The organism is Streptomyces sp. ICC1 (assembly GCF_003287935.1).
Lineage (GTDB): Bacteria > Actinomycetota > Actinomycetes > Streptomycetales > Streptomycetaceae > Streptomyces > Streptomyces tritrimontium.
Genome location: NZ_CP030287.1, coordinates 2,001,044 through 2,018,975, shown reverse-complemented (window position 1 = coordinate 2,018,975; position 17,932 = coordinate 2,001,044). Strand labels below are relative to the sequence as shown.

The window sequence follows — 17,932 nt, the reverse complement described above, 5'->3', positions numbered from 1 at the left end:
ACGGCGTCAGGACATGGGCGCGGATACTCAGATCGGGGTGAGTCCCGTCTGAGTACGGGGTGCGCGCCCCCGCCGCGCGCGAGACTGGACGCATGGACCGAAGCAGCGCCAGTCCCGGAAGCAGCACCAGTCCCGAAAGCAGTACCAGTTCCGGAAACAGCACCAGTCCCCGAAGCCCGCGGCCTCCTCGAAGTCCGCGCCCCCACCTGAGTCCGCGCGGTCCCGGCCCCGGCGGCCCCCGCGGGCGCTGGACCCGCTACCGCTTCCGCAGCGTGTGGGACCTCGACGCCCCGGCGGCCCGCGTCTACGCCGCCCTGGAGCGCCCGGAGGCGTACCCCCTGTGGTGGCCCCAGATCCGCCCGGTCGCCCCGACCGCCGACGAGGGCGCAGGCGGCGCCCTGATCCGTTCGGCGCTGCCGTTCACCCTGCGCGTGAGCGCCGCCGAACTCCTGCGGGACCCCGCGCGCGGGGTGCTCGAGGTCGCCCTGCGCGGAGACCTGGAGGGGTGGGCGCGCTGGACCGTCCGGTCCCGGGCCGGCGGCGCGCGGGCCCTCTACGAGCAGGAGGTCGAGGTGCGCCGCCCGCTCATGCGGTGGCTCTCGCTGCCCGGACGGCCGGTGTTCCGGCTCAACCACGCCCTGATGATGCGGGCCGGCCGGCGCGGCCTGGCCGCCCATCTGGCGGCCGGACCGGAAGCGGTTTGAACGAGCCCCGGGCCTTCTGTATTGTTCAGTCCGTTCCCGGGCGATTAGCTCAGCGGGAGAGCACTTCGTTCACACCGAAGGGGTCACTGGTTCGATCCCAGTATCGCCCACCGGGACAGGCCGGTCCGTCGCGAGACGGACCGGCCTTCCGCATTCCCGGGACCCTTCGCGCCGCGACCCGTCGCGCCGGGGCCCCGCGCTACGCCGCCGCCGGCAGCTCCGGGCGCAGCGGCCAGTGCGGATCCACCGGCTCCGGCGTCCCCTGGCGCGCGAACCACGCCTGCAGGCCCCGCGCCTGGGCGGCGTGCCACACCTGCTGCAGGGTGTGCAGCTCCCCCGGGGTCAACCGCTCCAGCCGTCCCGCGAACCTGCGCCCCACCGCCCGTACGAGCTCGAGCGAGGCCAGCGCGTCCGCACCCGCGTCATGGGCCGCCTCCAGCTCTATGCCGTAGTGCGCGCACAGGTCCGTCAGCGTCCGCCGCCCCTTGCGGTAGCGGTCCAGGTGCTTGTCCAGCACCCGCGGGTCCAGCACGGTCAGCGGCCGGTTGTCCAGATACCGCGCCAGCGAGGACGCCCGGTGCCGGCGCAACTCCCGGTCCAGCAGCGTCAGATCGAACGGCGCGTTCATCACCACCACCGGCCGCCCCGCGACCTGCTGCTCACCGAGCGCGCGGGCTATCTCCTCCACCACCGGCGCGGGCCAGCGCCCGTTTCGCTGGAGGTGGTCATCGGTCAGACCGTGCACTTCCGTGGCCCCCGGCGGCACCGGCACACCGGGATTGACCAGCCAGCGCGTCGCGCGGACCCGGCCGCCCGCGCACTCCTGCACGATCAGAGCGGCGGACACGATCCGGTCCCGCTCGACGTCCACCCCGGTCGTCTCCGTGTCGAATGCGGCCAGCGGGCCCTCGTACCAGCGTGTCATGGCGAACTCCTCGTCACCCGTCGGCAGATGGGGCGCACCCGGGCACCGCAGCCTCAGGACCCGCCACCCTCGCCCGCATCGGTGATACCCGGGCTCTTTGCCCCGTACGCCGTTTGCGGCACGCCGACTGCGGAGACAACTCCAGTGGGGGGCCGCGCACATGACCGGTCGTCAACCCCGCCACCCTCACACGGACCCGACGCGGCCTGACGCGGCCGCTCGAAACGGGACAGCCCGGAAGGCACGGGGAGCCGGCCATGGCGCTCGCGCAGCCCGAACCGGGCGGGGTGCCGGCGCTGCAGATCGCTCGGCGGACCGAACCGCGGAGCGGACCGCTGCGCGGCACACTCGCCACCACCGCCTGCATGGAGACCCTCCAGGTGGGATACCTGCACGCCGTCGCCGCCGCGGCCGGCTGCTCGCTCTCCCAGCCCTTTCCGGACAACGGCATCGACTGGCACGTCAGCCACGGGGCGCCCGAGCACGTCGTCGACGACGAGGTGACCATCAAGGTGCAGCTCAAGGCGACGTACCAGGTACCACCCAGACCGGCCGGGCCCAGTTTCGGCTTCACCCTCGACAACGAGCACCTGGTGAAGCTCGCCCGCAGCCCGGTCGCCGTGCACAAGATCCTCGTCGTGATGCTCGTACCGCGTGAGCGCGAGCAGTGGCTGAGCGCCGGACACGACCGCCTCGACCTGCGGCACTGCTGCTACTGGACCAATCTCGCCGGACAGCCCGTGACCGGCCGCCGCCGCACCACCGTCAGGATCCCGACCGCGCGGATCTTCGACGACCGGGCACTCTGCGAGATCATGACCCGGGTCGGGTCGGGAGGGACACCCTGATGAACTGGCAGTCACCGCACTTGGAGCCGCTCTCCTCACCGGAGTTCGCCGCGGGCGCCCCCGATCCCGCACACGTGGATCCCCTCGTGCTCGGCGCACTGCTGCACCGGCACGGCTGGCTGCGCCGCGGCGGCGCCGCCGGACGGTACGGACGCTGGACGCCGCCCGCCCCGTACGCCACGGGCAGCGGCGGCACCAGCCTCCTCGTCCCCGAGAGCCGGGCCTTCCCCGACTGCGCCGACCTGCTCGAAGAGGCGCTCACCGCGCTCGCGCGCAGCGCGCTGCCGTCGGCGCGCGAGGTGCTGTACGGGCTGAGCGTGCCGAGCGACGAGATCCGCTGGGAGCGCGAGATCCCGCGCGGGGCGTACGGGCTCCAGGGCGAGGCCGACTGGACGGTCCAGGAACAGCTCCGCTCGGCCGCCCGCCAGCTGCTCCTCGCCGGAGCACTGGCCGACCGGGCCCGGGCCGGCTACTACGGGGCCCGCCACCGCGGCCAGGCGGAGCGGGCGCTGGACGGGGTCCTGGTCGGGCCGGCCCCGGGCGGGCGTCGGCTGACGGCGTACGTCCCCGTCGACGGGGGCCGGGGCACCGTGACCCGGCTGCACCACGCACTGCACGCCGCCCGCGAGGCCGTGGACTACCAGCGGGCCACCGGCGGCATGGACGCCTTCGACGCGGCGGTCGAGGCCGGGGTCAGCCGGGAACTGGCCGAGGCGCTCATCGCGCTGGTCCGCGGCTCGGAGGGGGCCCGGATCGCGCTCGCCTGGGCCCCGGCCGCGGGGGTGCCGGCGGGGTGCGCGGCCCGGCCGGAGCCGGTGGAGTTCTCGCCCGGCGACCTCCCGGTGCTGCGGGAGGCGGCCGCCCGGTACACGCGGGACGAGCCGGCGGTACCCGTCCGGGTGGCCGGAGCGGTGGTCCGGATGCGGAGGTCGGCCCCGGGCGGCGGGGGCACGGTCCGGCTGCGGGTCCTCGCCGGGGCGGAGATCCCTTACGTCCGGGTCGTCCTCGACGAGGAGTCGTACCGGGTCGCGGGCCACGCCCACCTGGTCGGACTGCCGATCCGGGTCAGCGGGAGCTTGCAGCGGCGGGGCGGCTTCCGCCGTCTGACGGACGCCGCGGATGTCCGTCCGGTCCCGCTGGACGAGGTCGAGCGCGACCGCCTCATGAAGTCCCTGGACGAGTCCCTGGACACCTCGGAGGTCCTCCCGTCCGACGACTGACCTGTCCCCTTGCCCGGGGACTGCCCCCGCAGGGCCGCGTCCGAGCGCTCGGACGCGGGGGCTCACAGCGGTCCCGGCGGGGGCAGTCCCCAACCGTTTAGCGGCGCGGCCACTCCGCTCGGTACGATTCAGGCGCGCAGTGTTCGCTCGCGCACCCCCTGAGTCAGGAGCAGACCGGTGTCAGACGTCCGTGTGATCATCCAACGCGATTCCGAGCGGGACGAGCGCGTGGTGGCCACGGGCACTACGGCGGCGGAGCTCTTCGCCGGCGAGCGCACCATCGTCGCCGCGCGCGTCGCGGGTGAGCTGAAGGACCTCGCGTACGAGGTGCAGGACGGCGAGACCGTCGAGCCGGTGGAGATCTCCTCCCCGGACGGCCTGGACATCCTGCGCCACTCGACCGCCCACGTCATGGCGCAGGCCGTGCAGGAGCTCTTCCCCGAGGCCAAGCTGGGCATCGGCCCGCCGGTCCGCGACGGCTTCTACTACGACTTCGACGTCGCGAAGCCCTTCACCCCCGATGACCTCAAGGCCGTCGAGAAGAAGATGCAGGAGATCCAGAAGCGCGGTCAGCGCTTCGCCCGCCGCGTCGTCACCGACGAGGCGGCCCGCGAGGAGCTCGCGAACGAGCCGTACAAGCTGGAGCTCATCGGCATCAAGGGCTCGGCCTCGTCCGACGACGGCGCGAACGTCGAGGTGGGCGGCGGCGAGCTGACCATCTACGACAACTTCGACGCGAAGACCGGCGACCTGTGCTGGAAGGACCTCTGCCGCGGTCCCCACCTGCCCACCACCCGCAACATCCCCGCGTTCAAGCTCATGCGCAACGCCGCCGCCTACTGGCGCGGCAGCGAGAAGAACCCGATGCTCCAGCGCATCTACGGCACCGCGTGGCCGTCGAAGGAGGAGCTGAAGGCCCACCTCGACTTCCTCGTCGAGGCCGAGAAGCGCGACCACCGCAAGCTCGGCACCGAGCTCGACCTGTTCTCCGTACAGGACGAGATCGGCTCCGGCCTGGCCGTCTTCCACCCCCGTGGCGGCGTCATCCGCCGCACCATGGAGGACTACTCGCGCAAGCGGCACGAGGAAGAGGGCTACGAGTTCGTCTACACCCCGCACGCCACCAAGGGCACCCTCTTCGAGAAGAGCGGCCACCTGGACTGGTACGCGGAGGGCATGTACCCCCCCATGCAGCTCGACGGTGGCACCGACTACTACCTCAAGCCCATGAACTGCCCGATGCACAACCTGATCTTCGACGCGCGCGGCCGTTCCTACCGTGAACTGCCCCTGCGCCTCTTCGAGTTCGGCACCGTGTACCGGTACGAGAAGTCGGGCGTCGTGCACGGCCTGACCCGCTCGCGCGGTTTCACCCAGGACGACGCGCACATCTACTGCACCAAGGAGCAGATGGCGGAGGAGCTCGACCGCACGCTGACCTTCGTGCTGAACCTGCTCCGCGACTACGGTCTGACCGACTTCTACCTGGAGCTGTCGACCAAGGACCCGGAGAAGTTCGTCGGCTCGGACGAGATCTGGGAGGAGGCCACCGCGACCCTCCAGCAGGTGGCCGAGAAGCAGGGCCTGCCCCTGGTCCCGGACCCGGGCGGCGCCGCGTTCTACGGCCCGAAGATCTCGGTCCAGTGCCGCGACGCGATCGGCCGCACCTGGCAGATGTCGACCGTCCAGCTCGACTTCAACCTGCCGGAGCGCTTCAACCTGGAGTACACCGGCCCGGACGGCACCAAGCAGCGCCCGGTCATGATCCACCGTGCGCTCTTCGGTTCCATCGAGCGGTTCTTCGCGGTGCTGCTGGAGCACTACGCGGGCGTCATGCCGCCGTGGCTCGCCCCGGTCCAGGCGGTCGGCATCCCGATCGGCGACTCGCACGTCGAGTACCTGCAGGAGTTCGCCGCCGAGGCGAAGAAGAAGGGCCTGCGGGTCGAGGTCGACGCCTCGTCCGACCGGATGCAGAAGAAGATCCGCAACCAGCAGAAGCTGAAGGTCCCCTTCATGATCATCGTCGGTGACGAGGACATGGCCGCGGGCACCGTCTCCTTCCGCTACCGCGACGGCTCGCAGGAGAACGGCGTCCCGCGCGACCAGGCGCTGGCCAAGATCGCCGACGTGGTGGAGCGCCGCGTACAGGTCTGACGCGCAGAGGCGCGCAGGGCCGCGCACCGGCGCGCACGGACGTGACGCGGGCGGAGCCCCCGGGGAACCTCAGTTCCCCGGGGGCTCCGCCTCGTCCTCCCGCCGGAACGCCTGGAGCATCCACGACGAGAACGAACCCGTCACCGCGCCCAGCAGGGCCAGCCCGCCCGCCATCATGAACGCCGCGATGATCCGGCCCTCCGGGGTCACCGGGGCCATGTCCCCGTAGCCCACCGTCGTCAGCGTCTCGCACACCCACCACACCGCGTCCCCGAGGGTGAGGATGGTGGCGCCCGGGGCCCGGCGCTCGAAGTGGTGGACCCCGAGGGCGCCCGCGAAGCCGAGCAGTCCGGCGGACAGGCCCGCGTACGACATGACCCGCGCGTACAGGTTCCGGCGCGGGCGGTTGTACCGGGACTGGACCGCGTCGTGCACCTTGACCATGCGCAGCGGCCGCAGCAGCGGCAGCAGCACGATCAGCGTGTCCAGCGGGTGCAGGCGTACGAAGCGCAGCGGGCGCGTGCCGCTCAGGATCAGCCTGGCCGCGTAGTCCACGACGAAGCACAGCCAGGTCAGCGCCACGAGGCCGACGCCGATGGCCCGCGGGAGCGGGTGGACCTCGTAAGCCAGGACGGCGACGGTGAAACCGGTGAGGAAGATCAGGGAAGCGAAGAACAGCGGCAGTTCGGTCCGGCGTTCCCAGGCCTCGTCGCGGGTCTCGGGTGCAGCGTGCATGGGGTCAGCATGGTGGCCCCGCCGCTGGTCTTCGCCCCGGCGACACGCCGTGCGGGGGCAAGGTCATATGCTGCATCCCATGACGATTGAGCCGGAGCAGCAGATCGGTGTGGGCACGCAGGACGCGTTCCAGCGTCTGTGGACGCCCCACCGGATGGCCTACATCCAGGGGGAGAACAAGCCGACCGGGCCGGAGGCCGGGGACGGCTGTCCCTTCTGCGGGATTCCGGACATGTCCGACCAGGACGGCCTGGTCGTGGCGCGGGGCAAGCACGTCTACGCCGTGCTCAACCTGTACCCGTACAACGGCGGCCACCTGATGGTCGTCCCGTACCGGCACGTCGCCGACTACACGGACCTGGACGCCGCTGAGACGGCCGAGCTCGCGGACCTCACGAAGCGGGCGATGGCCGCGCTGCGCAAGGCCTCCGGGGCGCACGGGTTCAACATCGGCATGAACCAGGGCCAGGCCGCGGGCGCCGGGATCGCCGCGCACCTGCACCAGCACATCGTGCCCCGCTGGGGCGGGGACACGAACTTCATGCCGGTCGTCGGCCACACCAAGGTGCTGCCCCAACTCCTCGCGGACACCCGCCAGATGCTCGCCGACGCCTGGCCGAACGGCTAGGCCGTCTCGGACGCCGCCCAGTCGTCCGGGGCCGCCGCCCGTCCCCGGGGCTCACCTGCCGGCCCCGGGGCTCACGCGTCGTAGACGTCCGCCTTGCGGGGGGCGGCGTCCTGGATCAGGCCGCTGACGATCGACGAGCGGTTGGTGAAGCGGTCGGTGTCGACGCCGTTCTCGTCCAGGACCCGCATCGCGGCGGCGTGCACCGCGCGCAGGACCGGGGTCGCGGCGCGCATCGCGTCGTCCGCCATGAAGCGGTGGCGCCACGGCTGGCCGGCCCAGACGTGGCGGACGCCGAAGGGCTCGGGCAGGACGAGCTTGCCGCCGAGGAAGTCCAGGAGCGGCGGGTACCAGGTGAACGGGGCGCGCACGGAGAGGCGTACGACCTCGGACACGTCGACCAGGGGCAGCGGGCGCTCCACGGTCTCCCAGAACCGTATGGACTTGGGGACTTCGACCACCGGGGGCTTCGACTTCGTGGTGAACAGGCCGTGCACCGGGCCGAGCGCGTGGCCGGTGACCTCCACGCGCAGGGTCTTGTAGAGCACGGTGACCGTGACCAGCATGGTGATGACGAGCTGGCCGTCCCAGAGCGGGTACTGGATGCCGAGGTAGTGCCGGTTGCCGGCGTTGAACTGCTGCTCGTTGCAGATCCGGGTGACCTCGTGCGTCTTGATCAGGAAGGTGTCGACGTCCGCTCCGGTGGGGCGGGCCACCTCCTTGGCTCCCTCGCCGACCGGGGTGACGATCCAGTGCTGGATCGAGGCGGGCGGCAGGCCGCCCGTGTGCAGCGGGCCGCGCTCCAGCTTGCGCAGCTGGGTGTCGATCGCGCGTATGACGTCCCAGCTGCGGAACGGGTGGATCTCGGCGCCCTCGGTCTTGGGGGCGAGCTCCTCCGCCATCTGCCAGCTGCCCCAGCGGGTCCCCATGCCGAGTATGCCCTTGGGCCCGGCGTAGAAGACGGAGTTGCTGCGGTCCTCGGCGGTGAGCTTGGCCAGCGAGTGGCGCAGGTCCTCGCGGGCCTTCTCGTCGGGGTTGCCGGGCACGGCCTCGGGGATCTTGGCGGCGACCCCGCCGCCGCCGGCGAGGAGGCCGTCCCAGCGGGAGCGCAGGTCCTCGGCGGTGGCCTCGCAGAGCCGCCGGGCGAAGAACCAGCCGAGGGCGGGGGCGATGACCATGGCGCGGACGTAGAGGCCGAGGAAGCCGGTGACCGGCAGCCGGAACATGAGGACGGCGACCACGAGGCCGACGCCGACCAGGAGCACGGTGCCCAGCCAGGAGGCGTGCTTGCCCGCGGAGGAGGACAGGGCCTTGCGGCCCCAGAAGAGGCCGAGCCACAGGAGCAGGCCGGGGAGGAACACGACCCCGCAGACGAGCATGATCCAGCGGAGTTTGCGGTCGCGCTCCTTGCGGATGCGGGAAGCGGCCAGGCAGTGCTCCACGACGGTCTGCGGGTCGGCGCCGAAGGACTGGATGAGGGGCTTGCGCGTGGGCGGGAGGGTGCGGGCCTCGACGGCGCGGCAGAAGGCCTCGCCGAGGTTGGGTTCGAAGAGGGAGATCTTGCCCGGCTTGACCGCCGACTCGTGGTAGTCGTTGTTGGCGTCGAGGATGGAGGGCAGCGCGGTGTCCTTCGCGCCGTCGCGGTAGGCGGCGGAGGCGAGCGCGTTGGTCGCCGCGGTCTGGCCGCCGCCCCCCTGGAGGGGGATCTGGGCCCCCGGCCTGAAGTCGAATCCGTCGTCCGCCACCGCTGCCCCCATCGCTGTGCGCCGTGCTCGTGTGCGGGTGCGCCCGCGTGGCCGCCCGCCAGGCCGCCCGCGGCGGGCGGCGTATCCGGTCTACCCGTCCTTCTACCCGCTTCACCGCGCCGATGAGCTTATCGGCGGATTGCTCCCCATGGTCATGGGACAGGCAAATGCCGCCCACCGCAAGCGGGTTGGGTGGGCAGTCGGAGTGACGTTATGTCAATTACGTTCCCTTCTCGGTCTTTTCGCGAAGCTTGTCCGCTATCTGTGGCGGCATGGGCTCGTGCCGGGCGTACGCCCGGCTGAACAGGCCCGTGCCGTGCGACACGGAGCGCAGTTCGACGGCGTACCGGCCGATCTCGATCTCGGGGATCTCGGCGAGGACGCGGGTGCGGCCCGGACCGGCCTGGTCGGAGCCGATGACGCGGCCGCGGCGGCCCGCGAGGTCGCTCATGACGGGGCCGACGTACTCGTCGGGGACGAGGACGGCGAGCTCGGCGACCGGTTCGAGGAGGTGGAGGGAGGCCTCGGCGGCGGCCTCGCGCAGGGCGAGGGCGCCGGCGGTCTGGAAGGCGGCGTCGGAGGAGTCCACCGAGTGGGCCTTGCCGTCGAGCAGGGTGACGCGTACGTCGACCAGCGGATAGCCGGCCGAGATCCCCCGGGCGGCCTGCGCGCGGACGCCCTTCTCCACGGAGGGGATGAACTGCCGGGGAACGGCTCCGCCGACGACCCGGTCGACGAACTCGATGCCGCTGCCGGGCGCCAGCGGCTCGACCTCGATCTCGCAGATGGCGAACTGGCCGTGCCCGCCGGACTGTTTGACGTGCCGGCCGCGGCCGGCGGCCTTGGCGCCGAAGGTCTCGCGGAGGCTGACCTTGTGGGGGACGGGGTCGACCTGGACCCCGTAGCGGGTGCGCAGCCGTTCGAGGGCGAGGTCCTGGTGGGCTTCGCCGAGGCACCACAGGACGAGCTGGCGGGTGTGCGGGTTCTGTTCGAGCCGCATGGTGGGGTCCTCGGCGACGAGCCGGGCCAGGCCCTGCGAGAGCTTGTCCTCGTCGGCCTTGCTGTGGGCCTCGATGGCGAGGGGGAGGAGCGGATCGGGCATCGGCCAGGCCTCCATCAGGAGGGGCCGGTCCTTGCCGGAGAGGGTGTCGCCGGTCTCGGCGCGGGTGAGTTTGGCCACGCAGGCCAGATCGCCGGCGATGCAGTGGGGGAGGCTGCGCTGCTGTTTGCCGAAGGGGGAGGTGAGGGCGCCGACGCGCTCGTCGACATCGTGGTCCTCGTGCCCCCGGTCGGTCAGCCCGTGGCCGCTGACGTGGACGGTCTCGTCGGGGCGCAGGGTCCCGGAGAAGACGCGGACGAGGGAGACGCGGCCGACGTAGGGGTCGGAGGAGGTCTTGACGACCTCGGCCACGAGGGGCCCGTCGGGGTCGCAGGTGACGGCCGGGCGGGCGGATCCGTCCGGGGCGGTGACGGCGACGGGGGCGCGCTCCAGGGGGGGGTGATCGAGGGACTGGGGGAGGGGGCACCGGAGGCGTCCGCGATGACAGGGATCTTGTCCGGCTCCGGGAAGTCCTTCACCGGGACCCCGTCGAGCGCGTCCTTCATGTACTTCGTCCAGATCTCGGCCGGGATGTCTCCACCGTGGAGCGACGGGATGCCGGCCACGCCCTTCATGGAGATCAGTTCCTTCTTCTGCGCGGCGGGGTCCGAGCGGAACAGGGTCACGGAGGTGGACAGCTCGGGCGTGTAGCCGACGAACCAGGCCGACATGTTCTCATCGGTGGTACCGGTCTTGCCGGCGGCCGGCCGGTTCAGGCCCTTGGCCTTCTTGCCGGTGCCGTTCTCCACGACGTTCTGGAGGACCTTGGTGATGTTGTCCGCGATCAGATTGTCCATGGCCTGCTGCGCCTTGGGGGCCTCGAAGTTCGCCAGGTCCTTGCCGTCGCGCTGGACGCTGCGCACCGAGAACGGCTCGTGGTGGGTGCCCGAGGCGGCGAAGGTGGCGTACGAGTCGGCCATCCGGATGGCGCTGGGGGTCGAGGTGCCGAGCGCGAAGGAGGCGTTGGCGTTCGGGTCCATCGACTCCTCGAGGATGCCCGTGGCCTTGGCGACTTCCCTGACCTTGCTGTGGCCGACATCGAAGACGAGCTGGGCGAACGGAACGTTGATGGACTTCTCCATCGCCTCGTTCAGGGTCACGTAGCCGTAGGCGGTCGGGCTCTCGTTCTTCTGCTTGAACGGCTTGCCGGCCTTGTCGCGCAGCGGCTGGCCGTCACGGTTGTTGATCACCGTGAGGTCGTTGGCCATGTACTTGCTGTCGGCCGAGATCCCCGCGCCGCTGGAGTTCTGGGTGCCGTACTGCATGGCCGCCGCCAGCACGAAGGGCTTCCAGGTCGAGCCGACCTGGACACCCGAGGTGTTGGCGTTGTTGTTGAAGTGCTTCTTGTCCATGCCGGGACCGCCGTACAGGGCGACGAGGGCTCCGGTCTTCACGTCCACCGAGGCCGCGCCGAACTGGACGAAGGTGTCCGTCTCGGGCCGCTTCTTCTCGTCGATGATCCGGTCGCGGGTCTCCTCGACGGCCTTGACCAGCGCGTCGACCCGAGGCTTCTCGAAGGTGGTGTGGATCTGGTAGCCGCCCTTGGCCAGGTCGTCGACCGTGAGGTTCGCGGTCTTCATGACGTAGGCCTTGGCCGTGTCGACCATGTAGCCGATCTGCCCGGACATGTTGCGGGCCTGCGCCGACTCGATGAGCTTGGGGAACTCCTTGTACTGGTCCCGCTCGGCCTGCTGCATGCGGCCGACCTTGACCTCGCGGTCCAGGACCCAGGCCCAGCGCTCCTGGGCTCGCGCGGTGTTCAGCTCGGGCGTGGCCGCGGTGCCGATGCCGCCGTCCGGGTTGTAGAGGTTGGGACCCTTCAGCACCGAAGCCAGGAAGGCGCCCTCGGACGGGGTCAGGTCCTGGCAGTCCTTCCCGAAGTAGGCCCGGGAGGCCGCCTGGATCCCGTAGGCGTCACGCCCGTAGTAGGCGGTGTTGAGGTAGCCCGCGAGGATCGTGTTCTTCTCCGCGGTGACACCGAGCTTTATCGAGATGAAGAGCTCGGTGACCTTGCGCTTGAGCGTCTGGTCGGAGTCCAGGTACGTGTTCTTCACGTACTGCTGGGTGATCGTCGAGCCGCCCTGGGTGGATCCGCCCTTGGCCATGTTCCACACGGCACGGGTGATGCCCATCGGGTCGACGCCCTTGTCCGACTCGAAGGACTCGTTCTCCGCGGCGATCACGGCGTTCTGCATCGACCGGGGGATCTTGCCGATGGGCACGATCTGGCGGTTGACGGACCCGCCGGTCGCGACCATCTGGGTGTCGTCGGCCCAGTAGAAGACGTTGTTCTGCGCCTCGGCCATCTTGTTCGCGTCCGGCGTGTTCACCGAGGCGATGCCGATGCCGGCACCTGCCGTGATGATCGCGAAGAAGCCCAGGGCCGTGCCGCCCACGAGCTTCCAGGACGGGACGAAGCGCTTCCAGCCGTCCCTGTCCGAGCGCGGGTAGTTGATGAACCGCTTGTCCGGGCGGCCCGTGCCGCGTCCGGCCTGGGCGGCGCCCCGGCCCCGTCCCGCCGTGCCTCGGCCGGCGGATCTGCGGCCGTCCGCACGGCTGCTGCCGTGCCCCGGCTCGTCCCCGTACGGTCCGCTGGGCGACGCGGTGGGCACGTCGCGTCCGGACTCGGCACCCCGTCCGGGGCGCTGCTGGGCAGCCCGGCGGGCAGCGGCGCGGCCCCCACCCTGGGGCTGCTGCTGTTTGCGGCGGTGCTCGCTCATCGAACGACTACTCCTCGGGCAGGCGAGTGGCCTGGAAGCGGCAGGTGAGTTCCGGTCCCCCCGGTGTCATGGCGCACAGACTACGCACGCCCAAAAGCCAATCAGTGCCGAAGTTCACCCCAAAACAGGCAACTTGCACCGCACGAATTGGCGATGTGACGCCGGTCACCGTGTCGCCACTTGTAGCCGGGGGCCACCCGTTCTATCGTCTGGATGTATCGAGCCGATACATCAGCTCGACATAATGACTCCGAGGCGGGGGAAGGACAGGCGGATGAGCAGGCGCTCAGGCATCCTCGAGTTCGCCGTCCTGGGCCTGCTTCGCGAATCCCCCATGCACGGCTACGAGCTGCGCAAGCGGCTCAACACCTCGCTGGGGGTGTTCAGAGCGTTCAGCTACGGAACGCTCTACCCCTGCCTCAAGACGCTCGTCACCAACGGTTGGTTGATCGAAGAACCGGGCAACGCCCCGGAAGACGCTCTCGCCGCTTCACTCGCAGGGCGCCGCGCCAAGATCGTCTACCGGTTGACGGCGGCAGGCAAGGAGCACTTCGAAGAGCTCCTCTCCCACACGGGCCCCGATGCCTGGGAGGACGAGTCCTTCGCCGCCCGCTTCGCTTTCTTCGGCCAGACCGAACGGGAAGTACGGATGCGGGTGCTGGAAGGCCGTCGCAGCCGGCTTGAGGAGCGCCTGGAGAAGATGAGCGCCTCGATCGCCCGCACACGCGAGCGGCTCGACGACTACACGCTCGAGCTGCAACGCCACGGAATGGAATCCGTGGAGCGCGAAGTGCGCTGGCTGAACGAGCTCATCGAAAGTGAGCGGGCGGGACGGGATCAGAGACGACCCGGTCCGTCCGACGAAACTGCAAAGTGAGGCCTGCATCTCGCAGGCCTCGTCCGAGAACAAACAGGGAGCAACCGGAATGGGTTCGGTTCGCGTAGCCATCGTCGGCGTAGGCAACTGCGCCGCCTCGCTGGTGCAGGGCGTCGAGTACTACAAGGACGCCGACCCGGCGGCCAAGGTCCCCGGTCTGATGCACGTCCAGTTCGGCGACTACCACGTGCGTGACATCGAGTTCGTCGCCGCGTTCGACGTCGACGCGAAGAAGGTCGGCCTCGACCTTTCGGACGCCATCGGCGCCAGCGAGAACAACACCATCAAGATCTGCGACGTCCCGAGTGCGGGTGTGACCGTTCAGCGCGGCCACACCCTGGACGGCCTGGGCAAGTACTACCGCGAGACCATCGAGGAGTCGACCGAGACCCCGGTCGACATCGTCCAGATCCTCAAGGACCGTCAGGTCGACGTCCTGATCTGCTACCTGCCCGTCGGTTCCGAGGCTGCGGCGAAGTTCTACGCCCAGGCCGCCATCGACGCCAAGGTCGCCTTCGTCAACGCCCTCCCGGTCTTCATCGCCGGCACCAAGGAGTGGGCTGACAAGTTTACCGAGGCCGGTGTCCCGATCGTCGGCGACGACATCAAGTCCCAGGTCGGCGCCACCATCACGCACCGCGTGATGGCGAAGCTGTTCGAAGACCGCGGTGTCCGACTCGAGCGCACCATGCAGCTCAACGTCGGCGGCAACATGGACTTCAAGAACATGCTCGAGCGCGACCGCCTCGAGTCGAAGAAGATCTCCAAGACGCAGGCCGTCACCTCGCAGATCCCCGACCGTGATCTCGGCGAGAAGAACGTCCACATCGGCCCGTCCGACTACGTCGCGTGGCTCGACGACCGCAAGTGGGCCTACGTCCGCCTCGAGGGTCGCGCCTTCGGCGACGTCCCGCTGAACCTCGAGTACAAGCTCGAGGTGTGGGACTCCCCGAACTCCGCCGGTGTCATCATCGACGCCCTGCGCGCCGCGAAGATCGCCAAGGACCGCGGTATCGGCGGCCCGATCCTGTCGGCGTCGAGCTACTTCATGAAGTCCCCGCCGGTGCAGTACTTCGACGACGAGGCTTACGCGAACGTCGAGAAGTTCATCAAGGGCGAGGTCGAGCGCTAAGTCGCGCCCCGACCGCCGAACCCCAAGGGTCCTTGACGACACCTGGACTTCGGCTGTTCTTCCGCGGAGGGTCCCCGGGCAATGCGCCCGGGGACCCTCCGCGTATGTGACCCTTTTCCTCATGGCTGTCGTACGTGATCTGCGCGTACTCCTGCGTCTGCGGGACTTCCGCAACCTGCTGGCCGTACGGCTTCTCTCGCAGGCGGCCGACGGCGTCTACCAGGTCGCACTGGCCACCTACGTCGTCTTCTCCCCGGAGAAGCAGGCCTCGCCCGCGGCCATCGCCTCCGCCATGGCGGTGCTCCTGCTGCCCTACTCCGTGATCGGGCCCTTCGCCGGGGTGCTGCTGGACCGCTGGCCCCGCCGCCAGGTCTTCCTCTACGGCAACCTGCTGCGGGCCTTCCTCGCCTGTGTCACCGGCATGCTGATCGTCGCCCACGTGCCCGACTGGCTCTTCTACGCCTCGGCCCTGTCCGTGACGGCCGTCAACCGCTTCGTCCTCGCCGGACTCGCAGCCTCCCTGCCCCATGTCGTCGGCCCCGGCCAGCTGGTCACCGCGAACGCCCTCTCGCCCACCGCCGGAACGCTCGCGGCCGTCGGCGGCGGGGGACTGGCCTTCCTCGTCCGGGCACTGGCCGCCGGCTCCGACGCCCTCGTCGTCCTCCTGGCAGCCGGCTTCTACCTGTGCGCCGCCCTGGCCTCCCTGCGCCTCGCCGTCCGCCTCCTCGGGCCCGACCACCCTCCCGGCCGGATCGACCCGACGGTCGCCGAGGGCGTCGCCATCGCCGTCCGGGGCATGGCCGAAGGGCTCCGGCACCTGGCGGCCAGGCGGTCGGCCGCCCAGGCACTCACCGCCATGACCCTGATGCGGTTCTGCTACGGAGCGCTGACCGTCACGCTGCTGACGCTCTGCCGCTACTCCTGGTCGGCCGACGAGGCCGAAGGCCTGGCCCTGCTGGGCGTCGCGGTGGGGGTCTCGGGGGCCGGGTTCTTCGCCGCCGCCGTCATCACGCCGTGGCTGGTGGACCGGCTGGGCACGCGCGGCTGGATCACCGCCTGCGCCGCCGGTTCCGCCGTCCTGGTCCCCGCACTGGGGCTGTTCTTCGCCCCCGGACCGATGCTCGCCGCGGCCTTCGTGCTGGGCCTCGCCACCCAGGGCGCCAAGATCTCCACCGACACCGTCGTGCAGTCCCAGGTGGACGACGCCTTCCGCGGCCGGGTCTTCTCCGTCTACGACGTGCTCTTCAACGTCGCCTTCGTCGGCGCCGCCGCCGTGGCCTCGCTCGTGCTCCCCCTCGACGGGCAGTCCGTCCCGCTGATCGTCGGCGTGGCCGCGCTCTATGCCGCGATCGCGGCCTTCCTCATGCGGCAGGGCGATGTTTCACGTGAAACATCGCCCTGACCGGAGCGCGCCCGAGTCCGCCGGCCGATGTTTCACGTGAAACACCGACCGACCCCGACCACCACGGCCCTCCGACCAGGCGGACGCCCGTGTCCCCGGCCCGGGAGGGCCTGCTCAGGCGTCCTGGGCCGCCCACCACTCCTTGAGGGCGGCGACCGCCTCGTCGCGCCCCACCGGCCCGTTCTCCAGCCGCAGCTCCAGCAGGAAGGCGTACGCCTTGCCGATCACCGGGCCGGGGCCGACGTCCAGCACCTGCATGATCTCGTTGCCGTCCAGGTCGGGGCGGATCGCGTCCAGCTCCTCCCGCTCCTGCAACTGGGCGATGCGCTCCTCCAGCCCGTCGTAAGTGCGGGAGAGCGCGTTCGCCTTGCGCTTGTTGCGCGTGGTGCAGTCGGAGCGCGTCAGCTTGTGCAGCCGCTCCAGCAGCGGGCCGGCGTCGCGGACGTAGCGGCGCACCGCCGAGTCGGTCCACTCCCCGTCCCCGTAGCCGTGGAACCGCAGGTGCAGCTCGACCAGCCGGGACACGTCCTTGACCATGTCGTTGGAGTACTTCAGCGCGGTCATGCGCTTCTTGGTCATCTTCGCGCCCACCATCTCGTGGTGGTGGAAGGAGACCCGTCCGTCGCTCTCGAACCTCCGGGTGCGCGGCTTGCCGATGTCGTGCAGCAGGGCCGCGAGCCGCAGCACCAGGTCCGGGCCGTCCTCCTCGAGTGCGATCGCCTGCTCCAGCACGATCAACGAGTGGTCGTAGACGTCCTTGTGCCGGTGGTGCTCGTCACTCTCCAGACGCAGCGCGGGCAGCTCGGGCAGCACGTGGTCGGCCAGCCCGGTGTCCACGAGCAGGCCGAGGCCCTTGCGCGGGTGCGCGGACAGGAGCAGCTTGTTCAGCTCGCCCTGGACCCGCTCCGCCGACACGATCTCGATCCGGCCGGACATGGCCTTCATCGCCGCCACCACGTCGGGGGCGACCTCGAAGTCGAGCTGGGCGGCGAACCGGGCCGCCCGCAGCATGCGCAGCGGATCGTCGGAGAAGGAGTCCTCCGGAGTGCCCGGGGTGCGCAGCACACCGGCCCTGAGGTCCTCCAGGCCGCCGTGCGGGTCCACGAATTCCTTCTCGGGGAGCGCGACGGCCATCGCGTTCACCGTGAAGTCACGGCGGACGAGGTCTTCCTCGATCGAGTCACCGTAGGAGACCTCCGGCTTGCGCGAGGTCCGGTCGTAGGACTCCGAGCGGTAGGTGGTGACCTCGATCTGGAAGTTCCGATCAACGTCTTCGACGCGGGCGAGCTTCTGCGCACCGACCGTGCCGAAGGCGATGCCGACGTCCCAGACCGAGTCGGCCCACGGCCTGATGATCTTGAGAACGTCCTCGGGGCGGGCGTCGGTGGTGAAGTCGAGGTCATTGCCGAGGCGCCCGAGCAGCGCGTCGCGGACGGACCCGCCGACCAGGGCGAGGCGGAAGCCCGCCGCCTGGAAACGGCGGCCGAGCTCGTCGGCGACGGGGGCGATCCGCAGCAGTTCGCTCACCGCGCGGGCCTGCCCCTGACTCAGGACACTGGGATTGTCTTCGTTGGCGTTCGGCACAACAGAAAAGGGTACGTGCCCGGCCCGCCCGGAGCTCCCGCGTTTACGGCCACCCCGGCCCACGGCGGCACCGGGCCGGACCCGATCATGTGGAGCAAGGCGCGGCACTCGCGCACAGCGGGCCTCGTTACCATGCGTGGACGCACAAACGACGACCACTGA

12 protein-coding genes, 1 tRNA gene and 2 pseudogenes are annotated in these 17,932 nt (G+C 70.6%); 9 read left to right on the top strand and 6 right to left on the bottom strand.

Annotated elements, in window-relative coordinates:
* Positions 1-272: 272 nt before the first annotated feature.
* Complete coding sequence (locus DRB96_RS09510) at positions 273-704, top strand: SRPBCC family protein (RefSeq protein WP_239516212.1); 432 nt, start codon at positions 273-275, stop codon at positions 702-704.
* Between the two features lie 38 nt (positions 705-742).
* A tRNA-Val gene (locus DRB96_RS09505) sits at positions 743-814 on the top strand.
* 89 nt (positions 815-903) lie between these two features.
* Here the strand turns inward: DRB96_RS09505 and DRB96_RS09500 are convergent.
* The gene (locus DRB96_RS09500; protein WP_112448029.1) at positions 904-1,629 is read right to left on the bottom strand and encodes a 3'-5' exonuclease; all 726 of its coding nucleotides are present in this window, start codon (positions 1,627-1,629) and stop codon (positions 904-906) included.
* Positions 1,630-1,886: 257 nt separating this feature from the next.
* Between DRB96_RS09500 and DRB96_RS09495 the strand changes: the two genes are divergently transcribed.
* From DRB96_RS09495 to thrS, 3 genes are all read left to right on the top strand, one after another.
* A complete protein-coding gene (locus DRB96_RS09495) occupies positions 1,887-2,477 on the top strand; it encodes a DUF4365 domain-containing protein (protein WP_112448028.1) in 591 nt (196 codons plus the stop codon).
* Entirely contained in the window at positions 2,477-3,697 is a 1,221-nt protein-coding gene (locus DRB96_RS09490; protein ID WP_239516211.1) for a hypothetical protein, read from the top strand. Before DRB96_RS09495 ends, DRB96_RS09490 begins: the two co-directional genes overlap by 1 nt.
* A 177-nt stretch (positions 3,698-3,874) precedes the next feature.
* Positions 3,875-5,851: a threonine--tRNA ligase gene (thrS, locus tag DRB96_RS09485; RefSeq protein WP_112448027.1), complete on the top strand. Its 1,977-nt coding sequence runs from the start codon at positions 3,875-3,877 to the stop codon at positions 5,849-5,851.
* A 69-nt stretch (positions 5,852-5,920) separates the two neighbouring features.
* Here thrS and DRB96_RS09480 read toward each other — a convergent pair whose 3' ends face one another.
* Positions 5,921-6,586 carry a potassium channel family protein gene (locus DRB96_RS09480; RefSeq protein WP_112448026.1) on the bottom strand — a complete coding sequence of 222 codons (666 nt, stop codon included), beginning with the start codon at positions 6,584-6,586 and terminating at the stop codon, positions 5,921-5,923.
* 67 nt (positions 6,587-6,653) lie between these two features.
* Between DRB96_RS09480 and DRB96_RS09475 the strand changes: the two genes are divergently transcribed.
* Positions 6,654-7,214 carry an HIT domain-containing protein gene (locus tag DRB96_RS09475; RefSeq protein WP_112448025.1) on the top strand — a complete coding sequence of 187 codons (561 nt, stop codon included), beginning with the start codon at positions 6,654-6,656 and terminating at the stop codon, positions 7,212-7,214.
* 71 nt (positions 7,215-7,285) lie between these two features.
* Here DRB96_RS09475 and DRB96_RS09470 read toward each other — a convergent pair whose 3' ends face one another.
* The 3 genes and pseudogenes from DRB96_RS09470 to DRB96_RS44430 form a co-directional block, all read right to left on the bottom strand.
* Positions 7,286-8,956, bottom strand: a complete 1,671-nt coding sequence (locus DRB96_RS09470) for a hypothetical protein (protein WP_112448024.1) — start codon at positions 8,954-8,956, stop codon at positions 7,286-7,288.
* 220 nt (positions 8,957-9,176) lie between these two features.
* Positions 9,177-10,451: pseudogene (locus DRB96_RS09465) on the bottom strand (EF-Tu/IF-2/RF-3 family GTPase); the annotation flags it as partial.
* A 254-nt stretch (positions 10,452-10,705) separates the two neighbouring features.
* Positions 10,706-12,313: pseudogene (locus DRB96_RS44430) on the bottom strand (transglycosylase domain-containing protein); the annotation flags it as partial.
* A 736-nt stretch (positions 12,314-13,049) separates the two neighbouring features.
* On the opposite strand from DRB96_RS44430, the gene DRB96_RS09455 reads away from it, so the two are divergent.
* The 3 genes from DRB96_RS09455 to DRB96_RS09445 all read left to right on the top strand — a co-directional run bounded on the left by DRB96_RS09455 (position 13,050) and on the right by DRB96_RS09445 (position 16,186).
* A complete protein-coding gene (locus tag DRB96_RS09455) occupies positions 13,050-13,652 on the top strand; it encodes a PadR family transcriptional regulator (protein ID WP_112448023.1) in 603 nt (200 codons plus the stop codon).
* A 49-nt stretch (positions 13,653-13,701) separates the two neighbouring features.
* On the top strand, positions 13,702-14,784 hold the full coding sequence (locus DRB96_RS09450; RefSeq protein WP_112448022.1) for an inositol-3-phosphate synthase: 1,083 nt from the start codon (positions 13,702-13,704) through the stop codon (positions 14,782-14,784).
* Positions 14,785-14,905: 121 nt separating this feature from the next.
* The gene (locus tag DRB96_RS09445; protein WP_112453309.1) at positions 14,906-16,186 is read left to right on the top strand and encodes an MFS transporter; all 1,281 of its coding nucleotides are present in this window, start codon (positions 14,906-14,908) and stop codon (positions 16,184-16,186) included.
* A gap of 114 nt (positions 16,187-16,300) precedes the next feature.
* On the opposite strand, the gene DRB96_RS09440 is transcribed toward DRB96_RS09445, so the two are convergent.
* Complete coding sequence (locus DRB96_RS09440; RefSeq protein WP_112448021.1) at positions 16,301-17,770, bottom strand: CCA tRNA nucleotidyltransferase; 1,470 nt, start codon at positions 17,768-17,770, stop codon at positions 16,301-16,303.
* Positions 17,771-17,932: the final 162 nt, after the last annotated feature.